Here is a 14,837-nt window from a genome sequence, read left to right on the forward strand (position 1 = left end):
AAAGGAGGAACCAGTGTTCCCCCTTTTTTACGGTGTTGACCGGGTGTGATTACGCTGCGGCAGCCGCCGGAGGCGCAGTGACCGGCCTGTGCAGGCCGGGCTGCTCCGGTGCGGATGTCTCAGCTTTTGGCGCGAGTTCAGACGCCACGCCGGACTGCACGGGAATACGGCGCGGCTTGAGGGCTTCCGGCACAATCTGGCGCACGGAAATACGCAGTAGGCCATTATTCATGTCTGCTCCGGTGACTTCCACATGGTCTGCCAGTGCAAAGCGGCGTTCAAAAGCGCGGCGGGCAATGCCGCGATGCAGAATTTCCCCTTCATTCTGCGGGTCGCTCACGCGACCGGAGACAATCAGGGTGTTGTCCTGCACAACCAGCTCAATATCATCCGGGCCAAACCCGGCAATGGCCATGGTCAGCGCGTAACTGTCATTCCCGGTTTTGGCGATGTCATAAGGGGGGTAGCTGGGGGTTGCAGCGCTACGGGCTGCGGTGTCCATCACCTGTGCCAGGCGGTCAAACCCGATAGCAGTGCGGAAAAGCGGTGCAAAATCGTAACTCATGGTTAAAAAACCTCCTCGTTCAGCAAGGTCTTGCCGCAGGGGCGCCCCCTGTCTGGCGGGCGTAATGCGGCAGGGATAACAAGAGGAGAACCCCGTTTTCGGGCATTGTCCTCAGGGCTAAACGTGGAAAACCCCGCCTCCTGATTCAAGAGGCGGGGTTTCCGATTTTTCAACCAGTCTGCGTAAGACGGCGCAGATCAGGATTTGGAGCGCGTACCGATACCAGCAAAGCGCTTGTTGAACTTCGCAACCTGGCCCCCGGTGTCCATCATGCGCTGCACGCCGGTCCATGCCGGATGGGACTTTGTGTCCACGTCCAGACGGAGCGTGTCACCAGCCTTGCCTGCGCAGGAGCGGGTTTTGTATTCGGTGCCATCGGTCATGATGACGGTGATTTCGTGGTAGTCAGGGTGAATGCCGGGTTTCATGTGTTGCGTCTTTCCGTTCAAAAGGCTGTCCCGATACCGACCGGGCTATGCGTGCGAGTGCGTATAGCCGTCTGTGCAGGTGGGATCAACAACTCATGCGCGCTTATTGTCCGGTTTTTGCGGGCTGTGCGCCGGAAAACAGCGCGGTGTTGCTGTAAAAGCCACGTCTGACAAGAAAAGTCAGCGAATCGAAGCGGTTTAGGCTTGTTAAAAAGGTGTCATGCTGGATACAGACATCAGTATAGTACGCTCTTTAAGGACAAAGAAATTTATGGCTGATGTGAAATCCCATCTGCACACCCCCGGCTGGGTGGGCGAATTCCGCGCATTTATCATGCGTGGCAATGTTGTTGATCTGGCCGTTGGTGTCATCATCGGTGCCGCGTTCACAGCGATTGTGAACAGCCTTGTGAAAGACATTTTCAACCCGCTTCTGGGTCTGGTGATTGGCGGGATTGATTTCTCCAACCTCTTCATCACGCTGAAAGGCCCGCATCTTGCAACGCTGGCGGAAGCCCAGAAAGCCGGTGCGGTCACCCTGAATATCGGCCTGTTTGCCAATGCCGTGATCCAGTTCCTGATTATGGCTCTGGTCATTTTCTGGTTTGTTAAAGTGCTGACCCGCCTGCACGGGCAGGAAGCTGCTGCACCGGCTGAGCCCCCGGCTCCGACCAAAACGGAAGTTCTGCTTGAGCAGATCCGTGATGAACTGGCAGCCCGCAAGGTCTGAGGGCTTTTTCAGCCTGATCTGAAGCGCCCTGCGGGGCGCTGATGAGATTTACCGGAAAGGCAGATATGGAGTAGGCTCGTCGCATGACGCGCTCCATTTCTGGATTTCCGGTTTTTTTTCGCCTGCTGGCCGGGGTGGCTGGCCTTACGGTGCTGGCTGGCTGCCAGTCTTCCACCGGTATGGTGAAGATAACACCAACCCCCCGCACATTGATTTACAGCTATGTGATTGCCAGCGGCATGGCGCGCGGGCAGGTCATGTCCGGTCAGGTCTCGCGTGAGCGGCTTGTCCAGATTGTCAATGCGGATCGCGCCGCCCTGACCGCCATTCTTAATGCGGAATATAATCCCTCCGGAGCCGGGCTGAAAAATGCCGGGCAGGCAATGGAGAATTTTCTGGCGGTGATTGAGCCGACAGACCCCACGCCGCCTTCTGTCGTCCGCCGTTAAAAACCTGCCGGGCAAGGCAGCGGGGCAGAGACGGTGGCAGTATTGTCTGGTGTGTTGTCAGGATAGTAGCCGCTGAAGCATGGCGCGGGGATAAACCCTGCGGCGGTTTGTTTCACACAGTCCCTATAAAAAAGCGTTCCCACCTTGCGGTGTGGAACGCTTTTTTGCGTTTAGGCGCTCTTGTGTGAGGCCGGGGGTTTGGCATCCCGCTTCAGGCGACCCTCGCCCATAAAGAGCAGGAGGGGGGCGGCGATGAAGATGGAAGAGGATGTGCCCACCACAATCCCGAACAGCATGGTCCATGCAAAGCCGGACAGGGTGGACCCGCCAAACAGGGCCAGCGGCAGGGATGCTAGAAAGACCGTGCAGGAGGTGCCCAGTGTGCGGTTCAGGGTCTCGTTGATTGACAGGTCAATCAGTTCCCGCAGCGGCATGGTGCGGTATTTGCGCAGATTTTCACGCACGCGGTCATACACCACCACCTTGTCGTTTGTGGAGTAGCCGAGGATAGTGAGAATGGCGGCAACCATCACCAGATCGAACTCAAAACCGGTGATGACCAGAAAACCCATGGTTTTGGTCAGATCCAGCACCAGTGTGATAACGGCGCTGAGGGCGAACTCCCACTCAAACCGGAACCAGATATAGCCCAGGATCATTGCAAGGCTCAGCCCGAGGGCCAGCATCCCGTTGCGGAATAGTTCGGAAGAAACTGAAGCCCCGACAGCATCCGCCCGCAGGACTGTGGTGCCCGGCTGTGCTTCCGCAACAGCATGACGCACGGTGTCCACAATCGCATTGGTCTGCTGTTCATCCCCGGCATCAAGACGGATCAGCACATCATCCGGTGCGCCAAAGGCCTGAATGGAGGCGTGGGTCACATTGTGGGCGGCCAGAGCATTCCGCAGTTTGGTGAAGTCAGCCGGGCCGGAGGTTTTGGCCTCCACCACAATGCCGCCCCGGAAGTCCAGCCCCAGTGTCAGGCCCGGATGCAGGAACAGCACGACGGAAAGCAGAGACAGCGCAGCCGAGACAATCAGCCCCGCATAGCGCCCGCGCATGAAGTTGATGTGGGTATCCTTGCGCACAAAACGCAGGAGAGGACGTCCAAACATAAGCGCCTCGTCTCAGACCGGCAGGCTGGTCGGGCGCGTAAGCGCATACCAGCGGACCATAAGCAGTCGGGAAAGCAGGAGGGTCGTGAACAGGGTGGTCACGATCCCGATGGTGATGGTGAGCGCAAAGCCACGCACAGGCCCGGTGCCGAACACAAACAGCATGACGTGGGCCAGCAGCGCTGTCGCGTTACTGTCCACAATAGTGGAGGTAGCGCGTTCAAACCCGGCCTGCATGGCGGCCAGAGGCGTACGCCCGCGGGCCACTTCTTCCCGGATGCGTTCATTGATCAGGATGTTGGCGTCCACCGCCATGCCCAGCGTGAGCAGCATCCCGGCCATACCCGGCAGTGTTAGGGTTGCTTCAAACAGGGAGAGAATGGCGACCATCAGTACAAGGTTGGCCAGCAGGGCGACGTTCGCATACCAGCCAAAGCGGCCATAGAACAGCGCCATGAACAGGATAACAAACACAAAACCTGCGGCCAGACTGAGCATACCTGCCCGGATGGAATCGGCCCCGAGAGACGGGCCAATAGTGCGCTGTTCCATCACGCTCAGCGGGGCCGGGAGGGCGCCCGCGCGCAGCATCAGGGCGAGGTCTGTCGCTTTCTGGGCATCAAACCCGCCGGTAATCTGACCGTTGCCGCCCGTAATGGGGGAACGGATAACCGGGGCTTCAATCACCTTGTTATCCAGCACGATCGCAAAGCGACGGCCGACATTGGCCTGCGTGACGGTTGAGAACGCATGGGTGCCGACGGAATCGAAGGTGAAGGTCACCGCCCATTCGCCGCTCTGGGAATCAATGACGGCGCCTGCGTTGGTCAGGTCCGTGCCGTCCACATCCACATGGTCATACACCGGCAGCGGCGGGCCATCCCCTGCGGTTGCCATCGGCAGCAGGCTGACGCCGGGAGGCGCTGCCGTTGCGTGCATGGGGTTGGGGTCCACCAGACGGAACGTCATTTTTGCCGTGGTGCCCAGCAGGGTCTTGATGCGTTCCGGGTCGCTCACGCCGGGCAGTTCGACCACAATACGGTCATCACCCTGACGGGTGATTTCCGGGTCAACCGCACCGGTGGCGTCAATACGGCGGCGAACAATTTCGATGGACTGCGTCACAGCCTCACGCGCGCGGGCCTTCAGGGCTTCCGGCGAGAGGGTGAGAACAATGCTGCCATTCTCCTGCTTTGCGACCGTAAATTCGTTCGGCACCACGCGGGGCAGCTTGCTGAGAGCCGCGAGGTCGGCTTCTGTTTCAGACGCATCACGCGGCATGAAGGAGACCGTGCTGGTATCCGCATTGGTGGTGATGTTGCGGTAGCCAAGCTGGGATTTCAGCAGCGTGTCACGCGTGCTGTCCGCAAGGGTCTGCAACCTGTCATGCGTCAGGCTTTTCAGGTCCACCTGCATCAGCAGATAAGACCCGCCGCGCAGATCCAGCCCCAGATGAATCTGGCGCCAGGGCATGGAGGGGAAGGGGTTGCGCAGACCATTGGGCAGGCAGAGCAGCAGCCCTAAAAGGCACACACCCAGTACCGAGGCCAGTTTGAGGCGGCTGTAATACATTCTCACCTGATCAATCGATTTTTGTCGCCCGGAACATGCCGCTCCCTTGCGTGTGATGCAACACTCCACAGACATTTGCTGGCCCTGCACAGGGGATTCGGCAGGGGGGAGTGGCGGGGTTGCATCACATTCCGCGCGGATAAACAGGCCTGAACCGCGGCTGGCGGCGCGGCTGGACGCTGTTCTGTGCAGAACGGGCGGAGTCGGCGCGCAAGAAAAAATTTATGGTTTTTTGCGGGCGTCAGACTGCTCTCATTACGGAGGCATGGTTCATTTTGCGTCGGGGATGTGTGCCAGCGCTGGCTCAGAGCGATTTGTAAAAAAGAACGTAATAAGAACAGGCGGGAGGTCTGTTTTCTGCCGGACTATCTTGATTTTGGGGTTTCGGCAGGAGGCTGCTACCGCTGACCGGAAAGCTGTGTGGCACAGGGTCGGGAAGGTCAGAAAAGATGGACAAAACTTTGCGGGTTGGGGTGATCGGGGCCGGGCATTTCGGACGCTATCATGCTCTGAAAATTAAGGACGTCCGGCGAGAGACACTGATCGGCCTGTTTGATCCCGACACAAAGCGGGCCGCTGAGGTCGCGAAAGAGGCCGGTTGCCCGGTTATGGAGTCAGTAGAGGAACTGCTGGCGGCGTGTGATGCCGTGGTGGTGGCTGCACCTGCCGAGTATCACTTTGAACTGGCGACAGAAGCGCTCCGGGCCGGAAAGCATGTGCTGGTGGAAAAGCCGGTTGCCGCAACGCTGGAGCAGGCGGACCTCCTGATTACGCTGGCGGAGCAGAGCGGGCTGGTGTGTCAGGTCGGGCATCTGCTGCGCTACTCCGCAGAGCATGAGGCCATTACAAAACGAATCACCCGGCCACTTTATATTGAGGCCACCCGTATCGCGCCCTTCAAACCGCGTGGGACGGATGTGTCCGTGATTCTGGATCTGATGATTCATGATCTGGATCTGGTGCTGGCCATTGTGGACAGCCCTATTGCGCAGGTGGATGCGCTGGGGGCGGCAGTCAGCTCGGAGTATGAAGATATTGCCAATGCCCGCGTCCGCTTTGAGAACGGTTGTGTGGCGACCATCACGGCCAGCCGTATTTCCCTGAAGACAGAGCGGCGGATGCGCCTGTTTTCTGAAGAAGGTTATCTGTCAGCCGACTTCGGTAAGCGGGAACTGACCATGATTGGCCGGGAGAAAGGTCTGCCGCTGCCCGGCACAGGCGGATTCCGACGGGAGGCCATTTCATGGAAAGATCATGATTCTCTGTTTGCGGAGCATGAGGCCTTTGTGGCCTCCTGTCTGGACGGAGCTGCCGTCAAGGTCGATGCGCGCGCCGGACGGCGGGCGCTGGCGGCCGCTCTGGCGGTGGCGGACGGGATTGAGGAGTCACGCCGCCGGATGGAGATGTCCGGCCTGATTCGAGCGGGCCAAAAAACTTTTGAGGGCTGAAACAATTTATGATCAGCCAAAAACTTCATCTTTTCAAACACAAGACTTTTTTGACGGTTTGAGTGCAAAAAAATCACTAGATATAGGGGCGTATATGTCGCATGAACGCGACATATGGTGAGACACGAGAGCGCGGATCAAAGCCCTGCGTCTCTGCTGTGTCTCCAGACCCAGATCACGTAAATGCAAAAAACCGGAGCACGCCACATGAGTCTGATCGACGTTGAGGAAAATGAAAACCGTCGTTCCATGTCCGACTCCGGGGAAGAAGCCGACCTGTTTGAACCCGGCAAGCTGGAAGACATGGTGCAGTTGCCGGGCCACCATCAGGTGCGTGTGGACCGCACGCGGGATGCTCTGCTGACGCCGTTTGGTAAGGCGACGCTGGATAACCGCTATCTGCTGCCTGATGAGAGCTATCAGGATCTCTTTGGCCGCGTGGCGTCCTATTACGGGGCGGATGCGGGACATGCGCAGCGGATTTATGATTATATGAGCCAGCACTGGTTCATGCCCGCAACGCCAGTTCTGTCCAATGGCGGCACGACGCGCGGCCTGCCGATTTCCTGCTTCCTGAATGAAGCGAATGACAGTCTGGAAGGCATTGTCGGCCTCTGGAACGAAAATGTCTGGCTGGCCAGCAAGGGCGGCGGCATCGGCTCCTACTGGGGCAATCTGCGTTCCATTGGCGAAAACGTTGGCCGTAACGGCAAGACGTCCGGCGTGATCCCCTTCATCCGCGTGATGGATAGCCTGACTCTGGCAATCAGTCAGGGTTCGCTGCGCCGTGGGTCCGCTGCGGTGTATCTGCCTGTCTGGCATCCGGAAATTGAAGAGTTTGTGGAAATCCGCCGCCCGACCGGCGGGGACCCTAACCGTAAGGCGCTCAACCTGCATCACGGTGTGCTGGTGTCCGATGCGTTTATGCGCGCTGTGGAAGCGGATGAAGAATGGGGTCTGCTTTCCCCGCGTGACAATTCCGTTGTCCGCAAAGTCTCGGCCCGTGCGCTGTGGATTCGTATCCTTACGGCCCGGATGGAGCAGGGTGAGCCCTACATTGTTTATTCCGACCATGTGAACAATGCGCGACCGGAGCACCATAAGCTGGCCGGGCTTGAGGTGAAGACCTCAAACCTTTGCTCGGAAATTACGCTGCCGACCGGAATCGACCATCACGGCAAGCAGCGGACGGCTGTGTGCTGCCTGTCCTCCCTCAACCTTGAGACGTGGGACCAGTGGCACGACAAGCCGCAGTTTATTGAAGACGTCATGCTCTTTCTGGACAACGTGTTGCAGGACTTTATTGACCGCGCACCGCCGGAAATGAAGAAGGCGGCTTATGCGGCTTCCCGTGAGCGTTCAGTTGGGCTTGGCGTCATGGGTTTCCACTCCTTCCTGCAGGCCAGAAATGTGCCGTTTGAAGGCGTTGTGGCCAAAGTCTGGAACCGCAAGGTGTTCAAGCATATTCGGGAGCAGGCGGATGCAGCCTCCCGCAAGCTGGCCGAAGTGCGTGGAGCCTGCCCGGATGCAGCCGAATACGGCATTCAGGAACGCTTTTCCAACAAAATGGCGATTGCGCCCACGGCGTCCATTTCCATTATTGCAGGCAATGCCAGCCCCGGGATTGAGCCCATTGCGGCGAACGTGTTCCTGCAGAAAACGCTTTCCGGTTCCTTCACCGTGCGTAACCGCCACCTCCAGACTTTGCTGAGGGAGAAGGGGAAAGATACGGAAGAAATCTGGTCCTTCATCACTCTGAACAAAGGCAGCGTGCAGGACCTCGACTTCCTGACGCAGCAGGAAAAAGATGTCTTCAAGACAGCCTTTGAACTGGACCAGCGCTGGATTGTGGAACATGCAGCGGACCGCCAGCCGTATGTGTGTCAGGCGCAGTCGGTCAACCTGTTCCTGCCGGCCAATGTGCATAAGCGTGACCTGCACCAGATCCATTACATGGCATGGAAGAAGGGGCTGAAGTCCCTCTATTACTGCCGCTCCCTGTCCATCCAGCGTGCGGATACGGTGAGTAATGTGCTGACGAAGGAAGGGGTTCTGGCCGCCGAGGCCGCGCAGCGGGCCGGTGTGACGGCAGAGGAACCGGCGACGAACGGGAGCAATTATGATGAGTGTCTGGCCTGCCAGTAAGGCGGCATAACCTCTCGTAACCCGATGATTTTAAAACTTTCCGTTGTAAGGATGGTCTCATGAGCGAAACACCCGCCGTACCGGGCGAACAGGAACAGCACTTTGACCTGCTGACCGCTAATCCCGTGTATAAGCCCTTTCGCTACCCTTGGGCTTATGATGCCTGGCTGACGCAGCAGCGCGTGCACTGGCTGCCGGAAGAAGTGCCGCTGGCTGATGACGTGAAAGACTGGCACCGCGTGCTGAATGACAGCGAGCGGAACCTTGTGACGCAGATTTTCCGGTTTTTCACCCAGTCTGACGTTGAGGTGAACAACTGCTACATGAAGCATTACAGCCGGGTGTTCAAACCGACTGAAGTGCTGATGATGCTCTCAGCGTTCTCCAACATCGAGACCATCCATATCGCGGCCTACAGCTATCTGCTGGATACGCTGGGCATGCCGGAAACGGAATATTCTGCATTCCTTAAGTATAAGGAAATGAAGGATAAATATGATTACATGCAGGCGTTCTCTGTGGACAGCAAGCATGAAATCGCCAAGACGCTCGCAGCCTTCGGCGCGTTTACGGAAGGGCTTCAGCTCTTTGCGTCCTTCGCTATCCTGCTGAACTTCCCGCGCTTCAACAAGCTGAAGGGGATGGGGCAGATTGTCTCATGGTCCGTGCGGGATGAAACGCTGCACTGCCTGTCTGTTATCCGTCTGTTCCGTGAGTTTGTGCATGAGAACCCGGAAATCTGGACGGATGCGTTCCAGCAGGAACTGCGTGAAATCTGCGCGACTATTGTTGAGCATGAAGAGGCCTTTATTGACCTCGCGTTTGAAATGGGTGCGGTTGAAGGGCTGAATGCGGAGCAGGTGAAAACCTACATCCACTTCATTGCGGACCGACGTCTGATCCAGTTGGGTCTGGACCCGCTCTACAACACCACAACCAACCCGCTGCCCTGGCTGGACGACATGCTGAACGCGGTGGAACACACCAACTTCTTCGAAAACCGGGCTACGGAATACAGCCGCGCGTCCACCACGGGGACGTGGGAAGAAGCCTTTGAGGCGTCTGTTTTCGAGTAAGTCACCCGACGGGAGCCGGGGCTGTGAGGTCTCGGCTCCTGAAAGCTGATTGTAGCCCGTAGAAGGGTGCGAGAGGCGTTATGCCTGCACAGAGAAGCAGGAAGCCGCAGGGCCAGCAGGGAAGCCTTTGTGGGGCATTAAGCCTGTACGCAAATCCTCCTGTGCGTAAATAAGTCTTACAGGCCCGGCAGGGCGGCTCCGCCTTCCAGCACGGTGCGTGCCTGTGGGGTAAAGCCCCCATCTTCTTCATGTAAAATCATGCCGGGCAGCATGCGCGCAGGGCTGCGCACGCCGTAGCGGGCCTGAAGCAGCAGAATACGCACCTCCCGTCCGGCTTTGGGCCAGAAGGGATAGGTCGTCACGCCGCCAAAGCCGCTCTCTGTCAACTGTGCAATGGCCGCAGCCATCAGGCTGACGGGGAGCGCCAGCGTCAGGCTGCCTTTGTGGCGGAGCAGGCGTGTCGCGCCGCGTATCCACAGTTTCAGGGTATCGGGTTCCGCCCGGCGGGCGAGATCCCGCCGCTCCGTAGGGGAGGCAGTACCATCTGGCGCATGCCAGGGCGGATTCGCAAAACAATGGTCAAACAGACCGTCCGGCAGCGTATCCGGAAAGCGGGCGTTGAGAATGGTAAAACCGTCTCGTGCGTTGGCGCTCAGGTTCTGGCGCGCGAGGTCGGCTGTCTCGGGGTTCTGCTCCACGCCGGTACCGTTCAGCCCTGCTATGCGCTGGCTCAGGCAGAGGAGGCCTGCCCCCGCGCCGCAGCCGATTTCCGCCACGCGCTGCGGGGCGCGGGCAGGGATGGCCGCGGCCATAAGCACAGGTTCCAGGCCGGTTCTGTACCCAATGCGGAACTGGGAATAGGCAATGCGCCCCCCCAGCAAAGTGTCATGAGAAAGGTCTGAAGAATGGGCCATAAGCGCGTCTTAACAAAAAGTGTCTGGCAGTCTTGAAGCGGTTCAAGCTTGACCGTTTTTCTGGTGCCCCGCATATGGTTGGGCGTCAACTCATCCCATGGCTGGGGGATATAGCGTTTGGGTGTTGCAGTTAGCCTGCCAGAATCTGGCAGGGCCACAAGCCAGGATGGATCTAGTGTTTCTGTGAGTAAGCCAGGAGAAGCGGGCTTAAAAGCCCTGGCCGATTACCTCGCGCAGGATATGCGCGTCTGTAATCAGGTGATTGTTGCACGGATGCAGAGCCCGGTTGCGCTTATCCCGCAACTGGCCGCGCATCTTGTTGCCGCCGGGGGCAAGCGCCTGCGGCCGTTGCTGACGCTGGCTGCGGCGCGGCTCTGCGGATATGATAATCAGGACGGCAAGCAGCGGCATGTTGAAATTGCCGCCTGTGTTGAGTTCATCCATACCGCGACATTGCTGCATGATGATGTGGTGGATGAAAGCCAGCTCCGCCGTGGGCTTGCCAGTGCCAATGCTATTTTTGGCAACAAGGCGTCCGTGCTGGTGGGCGATTTTCTGTTTGCCCGGGCGTTCCAGATTCTCACGGCCGATGCCTCGCTTGATGTGATGGCGATTCTGTCTGCCGCGTCTGCCACGCTGGCGGAAGGTGAGGTCATGCAGATGACCACGCAGAATGATCTTTCCACTTCGGTCGATCAGTATTTGCAGGTGATCTATGGCAAAACCGCGGCACTGTTTGCGGCCGCGTGTGAGGCCGGGGCCGTGATTGGTGAGTCCTCACCGGAATGGCGTGAGGCTCTGCGGGTCTATGGCGCTAATCTGGGCATGGCGTTCCAGCTTGTGGATGATGCGCTGGATTACGCGGCGGATCAGGCTGTGCTGGGCAAGGAAGTGGGAGATGACTTCCGGGAAGGGAAAGTCACTCTGCCGGTTCTGGCGGCTTATGAAGCCGGAAGCGAGGAAGACCGCGTTTTCTGGCGTCGTGTGATTGAAGAGTCCGAGCAGCAGCCGGAAGATCTGGAGGCTGCTCTGGACCGGATTGCCCGGACAGATGCCATTGGTGTCACGCTGCGCAAGGCGGAAGAATATGCTGCCAAAGCGCGCGAAGCACTGGCGCTGTTCCCGGAGTGTGAAATTCGGTCTCTGCTGATTGAGACAGCCAGTTATTCGGCAAGCCGCGAACGCTGAGAGCGATTTAAGCGGTTTGTGTAAAAAAGGCGGCTTACGGGCCGCCTTTTTTTGTGGTCATGCGCCGTCCGGTAGGACAAGCCGGGCCAAAAGCCTTCTGATCCTTTCACTGAAATATTGTCGTCTGTTTTTAAGACGGGTTTCAGGCAGGATGTGGGGCGTTTTCTGCATCCCATAAAGCAATAGTATCAAAGCCATAGGCAGGCAAAGCTCTGACCAGCGCAGAACTCTCAGGGGGCTCTGCGGTAAACCATGCACGGGCCGGTTCAGGAGCCGGGGCATTGTCTGGCAGACTTTCAAGAACTGTCGCCGTATGGCGGGCGACGGCCTCTGCCGGGTCCAGCCATGTCATGCCGGGGGGTGAGACCGCCCGGAGCTGGTCCAGCAGGAAGGTATAGTGCGTGCAGCCCAGACCCACCGTATCAAGCTGTGCGGAACAGTCTCGGGTAAACAAGCCATCGATTTCAGCGCGGATCACTTCATCCGGTACGGGGTGCCCCCGGAACACCTGCTCAGCACAGGCGGCAAGGCCCGGCGCCGCATGGGCGATCAGAGTGCAGTCAGGTGCATACAGCGCCTGTAGCCTGCTCAGATAAGGGCGTGTGCTGGTGGCACGGGTGGCCAGCAGGCCGATGACATGGGTTCTGGTGGTGCGGGCGGCCCAGCGGATGGGGGGTACGCAGCCGATAAACGGCATCTCCGGGCAGGAAGCGCGCAAGGCATCCAGCGCCAGCGTGCTGGCGGTGTTACACGCGACCACCACAGCCTGCGGACGCAACCTGCGAATAGCGGCGGAAAGCAGGGAGACAATCCTGTCTGTCAGGAAGGCATCATCCTGCTCGCCGTAAGGAAAAACCGCCGTATCCGCCAGATAGCTGACAGAAACGGCGGGGCAGAGCGTTCGAATCGCCCTGACAATCCCCAGTCCCCCAATTCCGGAATCAAATGCCAGAATATGACGGGGCGAGGAGAAAGCAGGACGGGTCATGACACGCTAAACTCAGGCAGGCTTGTCTTTGTTCGCTTTGAACGCAGCGGCTTCTTCCAGACTGCCGACGCCGCCGTGGCGGGCGGACCATGCAGCCGGATTTTCAAGAAAACGCCGCACTTCTGCCGCAGCCTCTTCCGAGAAGTAAGGACGGGTTGAGCAGGCTTCCAGCACATCCCACCAGGTGCACAGCGCGTGCAGGGAGATGTTCATGTTTGTCAGAGACTGGTGCGCCCCCGGAAAGACCCCGTAATAGAAGATGACAAAGGCATGATTGATCAGCGCACCGGCATTGCGCAGGGCATTGGCAAACGCGACCTTGGAGGCCCCATCCGTGGTGAGATCTTCCACCAGCAGGGTGCGCATGTTTTCCGGCACATCGCCTTCAATCTGGGCGTTGCGGCCAAAGCCTTTGGGCTTTTTGCGGACATACGCCATGGGCAGCATCATGCGGTCCGCCATCCATGCGGCGAAGGGGATGCCTGCCGTTTCCCCGCCGACAACGGCATCAATGCTTTCATAACCCACATGACGGCCGATTTTCTCCACGCCCAGTTCCATGATTTTGGCGCGGGCGCGGGGGAAGAAGATGATGCGGCGGCAATCGATATAGACCGGGGACTTCCAGCCGGAGGTCAGCGTATAAGGCTCTTCCGGACGAAAATTGATGGCTTTGATTTCCAGCAGCAGACGTGCCGTGCACAGGGCCGCATCGCGGTCCCAGTCGCTGGTCTCGCCAGAGTGGGGGGCGACCAGGTTGGCGGGTGACGTCATGAAGCGCTTCCTTAGCTATGGCGGTTGGAATTTGCTTTGGCATAGCCCCCGGCGGCGTGAAAATCTATGCTTCATCTCAGTCTTGCGTGCCGGAATGAGAAAATGACCTTCTCTGTAACAAAGTTGGCGCCTGTCTGGGTGGTGGAGAGCGCCTTGGGGCCAGACCCCGGACCTGCCTACGTGCTGGCGTCCCGCCTTGGGTGCCTGTTCCGGCGGGTGCGGATGGAAATGCTGGCACTGGATTCGTTTCTGGAAGAGCGGCGGGAGCCTGGGCTGATTCTCGCGTCCGGCTGGCGGTCCGGTTATGCCGCACTCAAGGCAGGCCGCAGGGCAGGGTGCCCGGTTGTGTGGTGTGTGCGGCATGAAGGGCGCTCGGCGCCGATGCTGCGCTCCATGCCGTTTGATCTTGTGGTGGCCCCTTCTCCGGCAGACTCCACGGCCAGATTCTGTCCCACACTTGGGCCGATGAGCATTGTTTCTCCCGCCTTGCTGGCCCGGGCGCGCAGGGCGTGGCAGGAGCGGCTGGAGCATCTGCCTTTTCCGCGTGTGACTGTGCTGGTGGGAGAAAACGCCTTCCGCACGCAGGAAGAGGCATTATTGCAGGGGAAAAAACTGGCCGGGCTGATCAACCGGCAGGGCGGCTCAGCACTGCTCGTGGTGCGGGATGACAGCAAGCCGGGCCTGACAGAGGCCTTTATGATGGGGCTTTCCGAGACGTTTCTGCTCGTCTGGCGGCAGGGAGAGCCGGACGAAGAACCGCTACTGGGTTTTATGGCCTGCTCGGATTGTGTGGTGGTTGGCGGGGGAGAAAGCGCCATGCTGGTGGAGGCCTGTGTGGCCGATCTGCCGGTTTTTCTGATGGAGCGGGAACAGGATTTGCGGGGCGTGCGCGGGCGTCTGGCGCGGAGGCTGATACAGGACGGACATGTGCGCGTCCTAACCGATACACTTTCCCCCTGGCCGCGTGAGGTGCTGGATGAGGCCGGGCGCGTGGCGGGCATTTTGAAAAGCCGCTGGGCCTTGTAGGGGCGTAAAAACCCCTTTGGCCGGGTATGTAAAAACTTGTGATCAGAAGAACGGCGCTAAAGACGGATTCAACCTTGCATATCAGTAAGAATTGGCGTTTAATCTTCGTTGTTGAGAGTGATTATTAATTGAGGATAATGCTGTGGCTGTTGAACTAAGTCGGATCGCGCGTAAATGCGAGCGAGCTGTCGTCACGGCGTATCAGGAGCTACGGGACGTTGGCACTGAGGATGTGACTGCGTTCCATGCCTGCACAACCCTGTATCGCATTCATCATCCTGAAGCGTCTTTGAATGAAGCGCGTCGTCTGGTGTCAGAATGGATTGACCATCATGTTGTGCGTGAATCAAAAGCGCCGACAAAAGGGTGTGACTGCGACTAAATCCCTCAGCCGGAAAGGCTGCACGTGGGTGTCTGAA

General features: G+C 58.7%; 15 protein-coding genes. 8 read left to right on the plus strand and 7 right to left on the minus strand.

Going from position 1 to position 14,837, the window contains the following annotated elements; translation table 11 throughout:
- Nucleotides 1–49: 49 nt before the first annotated feature.
- Nucleotides 50–565 carry an Hsp20 family protein gene (locus tag JK199_RS04860; protein ID WP_244984916.1) on the minus strand — a complete coding sequence of 172 codons (516 nt, stop codon included), beginning with the start codon at nucleotides 563–565 and terminating at the stop codon, nucleotides 50–52.
- Nucleotides 566–762: 197 nt separating this feature from the next.
- Complete coding sequence (gene rpmE / locus JK199_RS04865) at nucleotides 763–993, minus strand: 50S ribosomal protein L31 (protein ID WP_025828142.1); 231 nt, start codon at nucleotides 991–993, stop codon at nucleotides 763–765.
- Between the two features lie 271 nt (nucleotides 994–1,264).
- On the opposite strand from rpmE, the gene mscL reads away from it, so the two are divergent.
- Complete coding sequence (gene mscL / locus JK199_RS04870; RefSeq protein ID WP_025828144.1) at nucleotides 1,265–1,723, plus strand: large conductance mechanosensitive channel protein MscL; 459 nt, start codon at nucleotides 1,265–1,267, stop codon at nucleotides 1,721–1,723.
- 83 nt (nucleotides 1,724–1,806) lie between these two features.
- Nucleotides 1,807–2,172: a hypothetical protein gene (locus JK199_RS04875; RefSeq protein ID WP_212374227.1), complete on the plus strand. Its 366-nt coding sequence runs from the start codon at nucleotides 1,807–1,809 to the stop codon at nucleotides 2,170–2,172.
- A 170-nt stretch (nucleotides 2,173–2,342) separates the two neighbouring features.
- Here JK199_RS04875 and secF read toward each other — a convergent pair whose 3' ends face one another.
- Together secF and secD are read right to left on the minus strand one after the other, a co-directional pair.
- Nucleotides 2,343–3,287 (minus strand): protein translocase subunit SecF, encoded by a 945-nt coding sequence (gene secF / locus JK199_RS04880; protein WP_025828146.1) that lies wholly within the window; start codon nucleotides 3,285–3,287, stop codon nucleotides 2,343–2,345.
- 12 nt (nucleotides 3,288–3,299) lie between these two features.
- On the minus strand, nucleotides 3,300–4,865 hold the full coding sequence (secD, locus tag JK199_RS04885; RefSeq protein WP_212374672.1) for a protein translocase subunit SecD: 1,566 nt from the start codon (nucleotides 4,863–4,865) through the stop codon (nucleotides 3,300–3,302).
- 443 nt (nucleotides 4,866–5,308) lie between these two features.
- On the opposite strand from secD, the gene JK199_RS04890 reads away from it, so the two are divergent.
- The 3 genes from JK199_RS04890 to JK199_RS04900 all read left to right on the plus strand — a co-directional run bounded on the left by JK199_RS04890 (nucleotide 5,309) and on the right by JK199_RS04900 (nucleotide 9,528).
- Nucleotides 5,309–6,307, plus strand: a complete 999-nt coding sequence (locus JK199_RS04890; RefSeq protein ID WP_086655310.1) for a Gfo/Idh/MocA family protein — start codon at nucleotides 5,309–5,311, stop codon at nucleotides 6,305–6,307.
- Between the two features lie 207 nt (nucleotides 6,308–6,514).
- A complete protein-coding gene (locus JK199_RS04895; protein ID WP_212374229.1) occupies nucleotides 6,515–8,452 on the plus strand; it encodes a ribonucleoside-diphosphate reductase subunit alpha in 1,938 nt (645 codons plus the stop codon).
- A gap of 59 nt (nucleotides 8,453–8,511) precedes the next feature.
- The gene (locus JK199_RS04900) at nucleotides 8,512–9,528 is read left to right on the plus strand and encodes a ribonucleotide-diphosphate reductase subunit beta (RefSeq protein ID WP_077930040.1); all 1,017 of its coding nucleotides are present in this window, start codon (nucleotides 8,512–8,514) and stop codon (nucleotides 9,526–9,528) included.
- Between the two features lie 176 nt (nucleotides 9,529–9,704).
- Here the strand turns inward: JK199_RS04900 and JK199_RS04905 are convergent, their stop codons facing one another.
- A complete protein-coding gene (locus JK199_RS04905) occupies nucleotides 9,705–10,442 on the minus strand; it encodes a tRNA1(Val) (adenine(37)-N6)-methyltransferase (RefSeq protein WP_212374231.1) in 738 nt (245 codons plus the stop codon).
- Nucleotides 10,443–10,559: 117 nt separating this feature from the next.
- On the opposite strand from JK199_RS04905, the gene JK199_RS04910 reads away from it, so the two are divergent.
- Nucleotides 10,560–11,630 carry a polyprenyl synthetase family protein gene (locus JK199_RS04910; RefSeq protein ID WP_212374233.1) on the plus strand — a complete coding sequence of 357 codons (1,071 nt, stop codon included), beginning with the start codon at nucleotides 10,560–10,562 and terminating at the stop codon, nucleotides 11,628–11,630.
- A 142-nt stretch (nucleotides 11,631–11,772) separates the two neighbouring features.
- On the opposite strand, the gene JK199_RS04915 is transcribed toward JK199_RS04910, so the two are convergent.
- Together JK199_RS04915 and JK199_RS04920 are read right to left on the minus strand one after the other, a co-directional pair.
- Nucleotides 11,773–12,618 (minus strand): glutamate racemase, encoded by an 846-nt coding sequence (locus tag JK199_RS04915; RefSeq protein WP_212374235.1) that lies wholly within the window; start codon nucleotides 12,616–12,618, stop codon nucleotides 11,773–11,775.
- A gap of 12 nt (nucleotides 12,619–12,630) precedes the next feature.
- A complete protein-coding gene (locus JK199_RS04920) occupies nucleotides 12,631–13,392 on the minus strand; it encodes an orotate phosphoribosyltransferase (RefSeq protein WP_025828154.1) in 762 nt (253 codons plus the stop codon).
- Nucleotides 13,393–13,494: 102 nt separating this feature from the next.
- Here JK199_RS04920 and JK199_RS04925 point away from each other — a divergent pair, with 102 nt between their 5' ends.
- Nucleotides 13,495–14,418, plus strand: coding sequence for an ELM1/GtrOC1 family putative glycosyltransferase (locus tag JK199_RS04925; RefSeq protein WP_212374237.1), 924 nt, complete (start codon nucleotides 13,495–13,497; stop codon nucleotides 14,416–14,418).
- 142 nt (nucleotides 14,419–14,560) lie between these two features.
- Nucleotides 14,561–14,800, plus strand: coding sequence for a hypothetical protein (locus tag JK199_RS04930; protein ID WP_025828157.1), 240 nt, complete (start codon nucleotides 14,561–14,563; stop codon nucleotides 14,798–14,800).
- Nucleotides 14,801–14,837 lie beyond the last annotated feature (37 nt).

Origin of the sequence: Acetobacter persici (assembly GCF_018256955.1) — a bacterium.
Lineage (GTDB): Bacteria > Pseudomonadota > Alphaproteobacteria > Acetobacterales > Acetobacteraceae > Acetobacter > Acetobacter persici.

Coding starts and splice junctions, on each gene's coding strand:
- JK199_RS04915 (WP_212374235.1), bottom strand. CDS start 12,618: ATGACCCGTCCTGCTTTCTCCTCGCCCCGTCATATTCTGGCATTTGAT.
- JK199_RS04875 (WP_212374227.1), top strand. CDS start 1,807: ATGACGCGCTCCATTTCTGGATTTCCGGTTTTTTTTCGCCTGCTGGCC.
- JK199_RS04905 (WP_212374231.1), bottom strand. CDS start 10,442: ATGGCCCATTCTTCAGACCTTTCTCATGACACTTTGCTGGGGGGGCGC.
- JK199_RS04895 (WP_212374229.1), top strand. CDS start 6,515: ATGAGTCTGATCGACGTTGAGGAAAATGAAAACCGTCGTTCCATGTCC.
- secF (WP_025828146.1), bottom strand. CDS start 3,287: ATGTTTGGACGTCCTCTCCTGCGTTTTGTGCGCAAGGATACCCACATC.
- JK199_RS04860 (WP_244984916.1), bottom strand. CDS start 565: ATGAGTTACGATTTTGCACCGCTTTTCCGCACTGCTATCGGGTTTGAC.
- JK199_RS04900 (WP_077930040.1), top strand. CDS start 8,512: ATGAGCGAAACACCCGCCGTACCGGGCGAACAGGAACAGCACTTTGAC.
- JK199_RS04890 (WP_086655310.1), top strand. CDS start 5,309: ATGGACAAAACTTTGCGGGTTGGGGTGATCGGGGCCGGGCATTTCGGA.
- rpmE (WP_025828142.1), bottom strand. CDS start 993: ATGAAACCCGGCATTCACCCTGACTACCACGAAATCACCGTCATCATG.
- JK199_RS04920 (WP_025828154.1), bottom strand. CDS start 13,392: ATGACGTCACCCGCCAACCTGGTCGCCCCCCACTCTGGCGAGACCAGC.
- mscL (WP_025828144.1), top strand. CDS start 1,265: ATGGCTGATGTGAAATCCCATCTGCACACCCCCGGCTGGGTGGGCGAA.
- JK199_RS04925 (WP_212374237.1), top strand. CDS start 13,495: ATGACCTTCTCTGTAACAAAGTTGGCGCCTGTCTGGGTGGTGGAGAGC.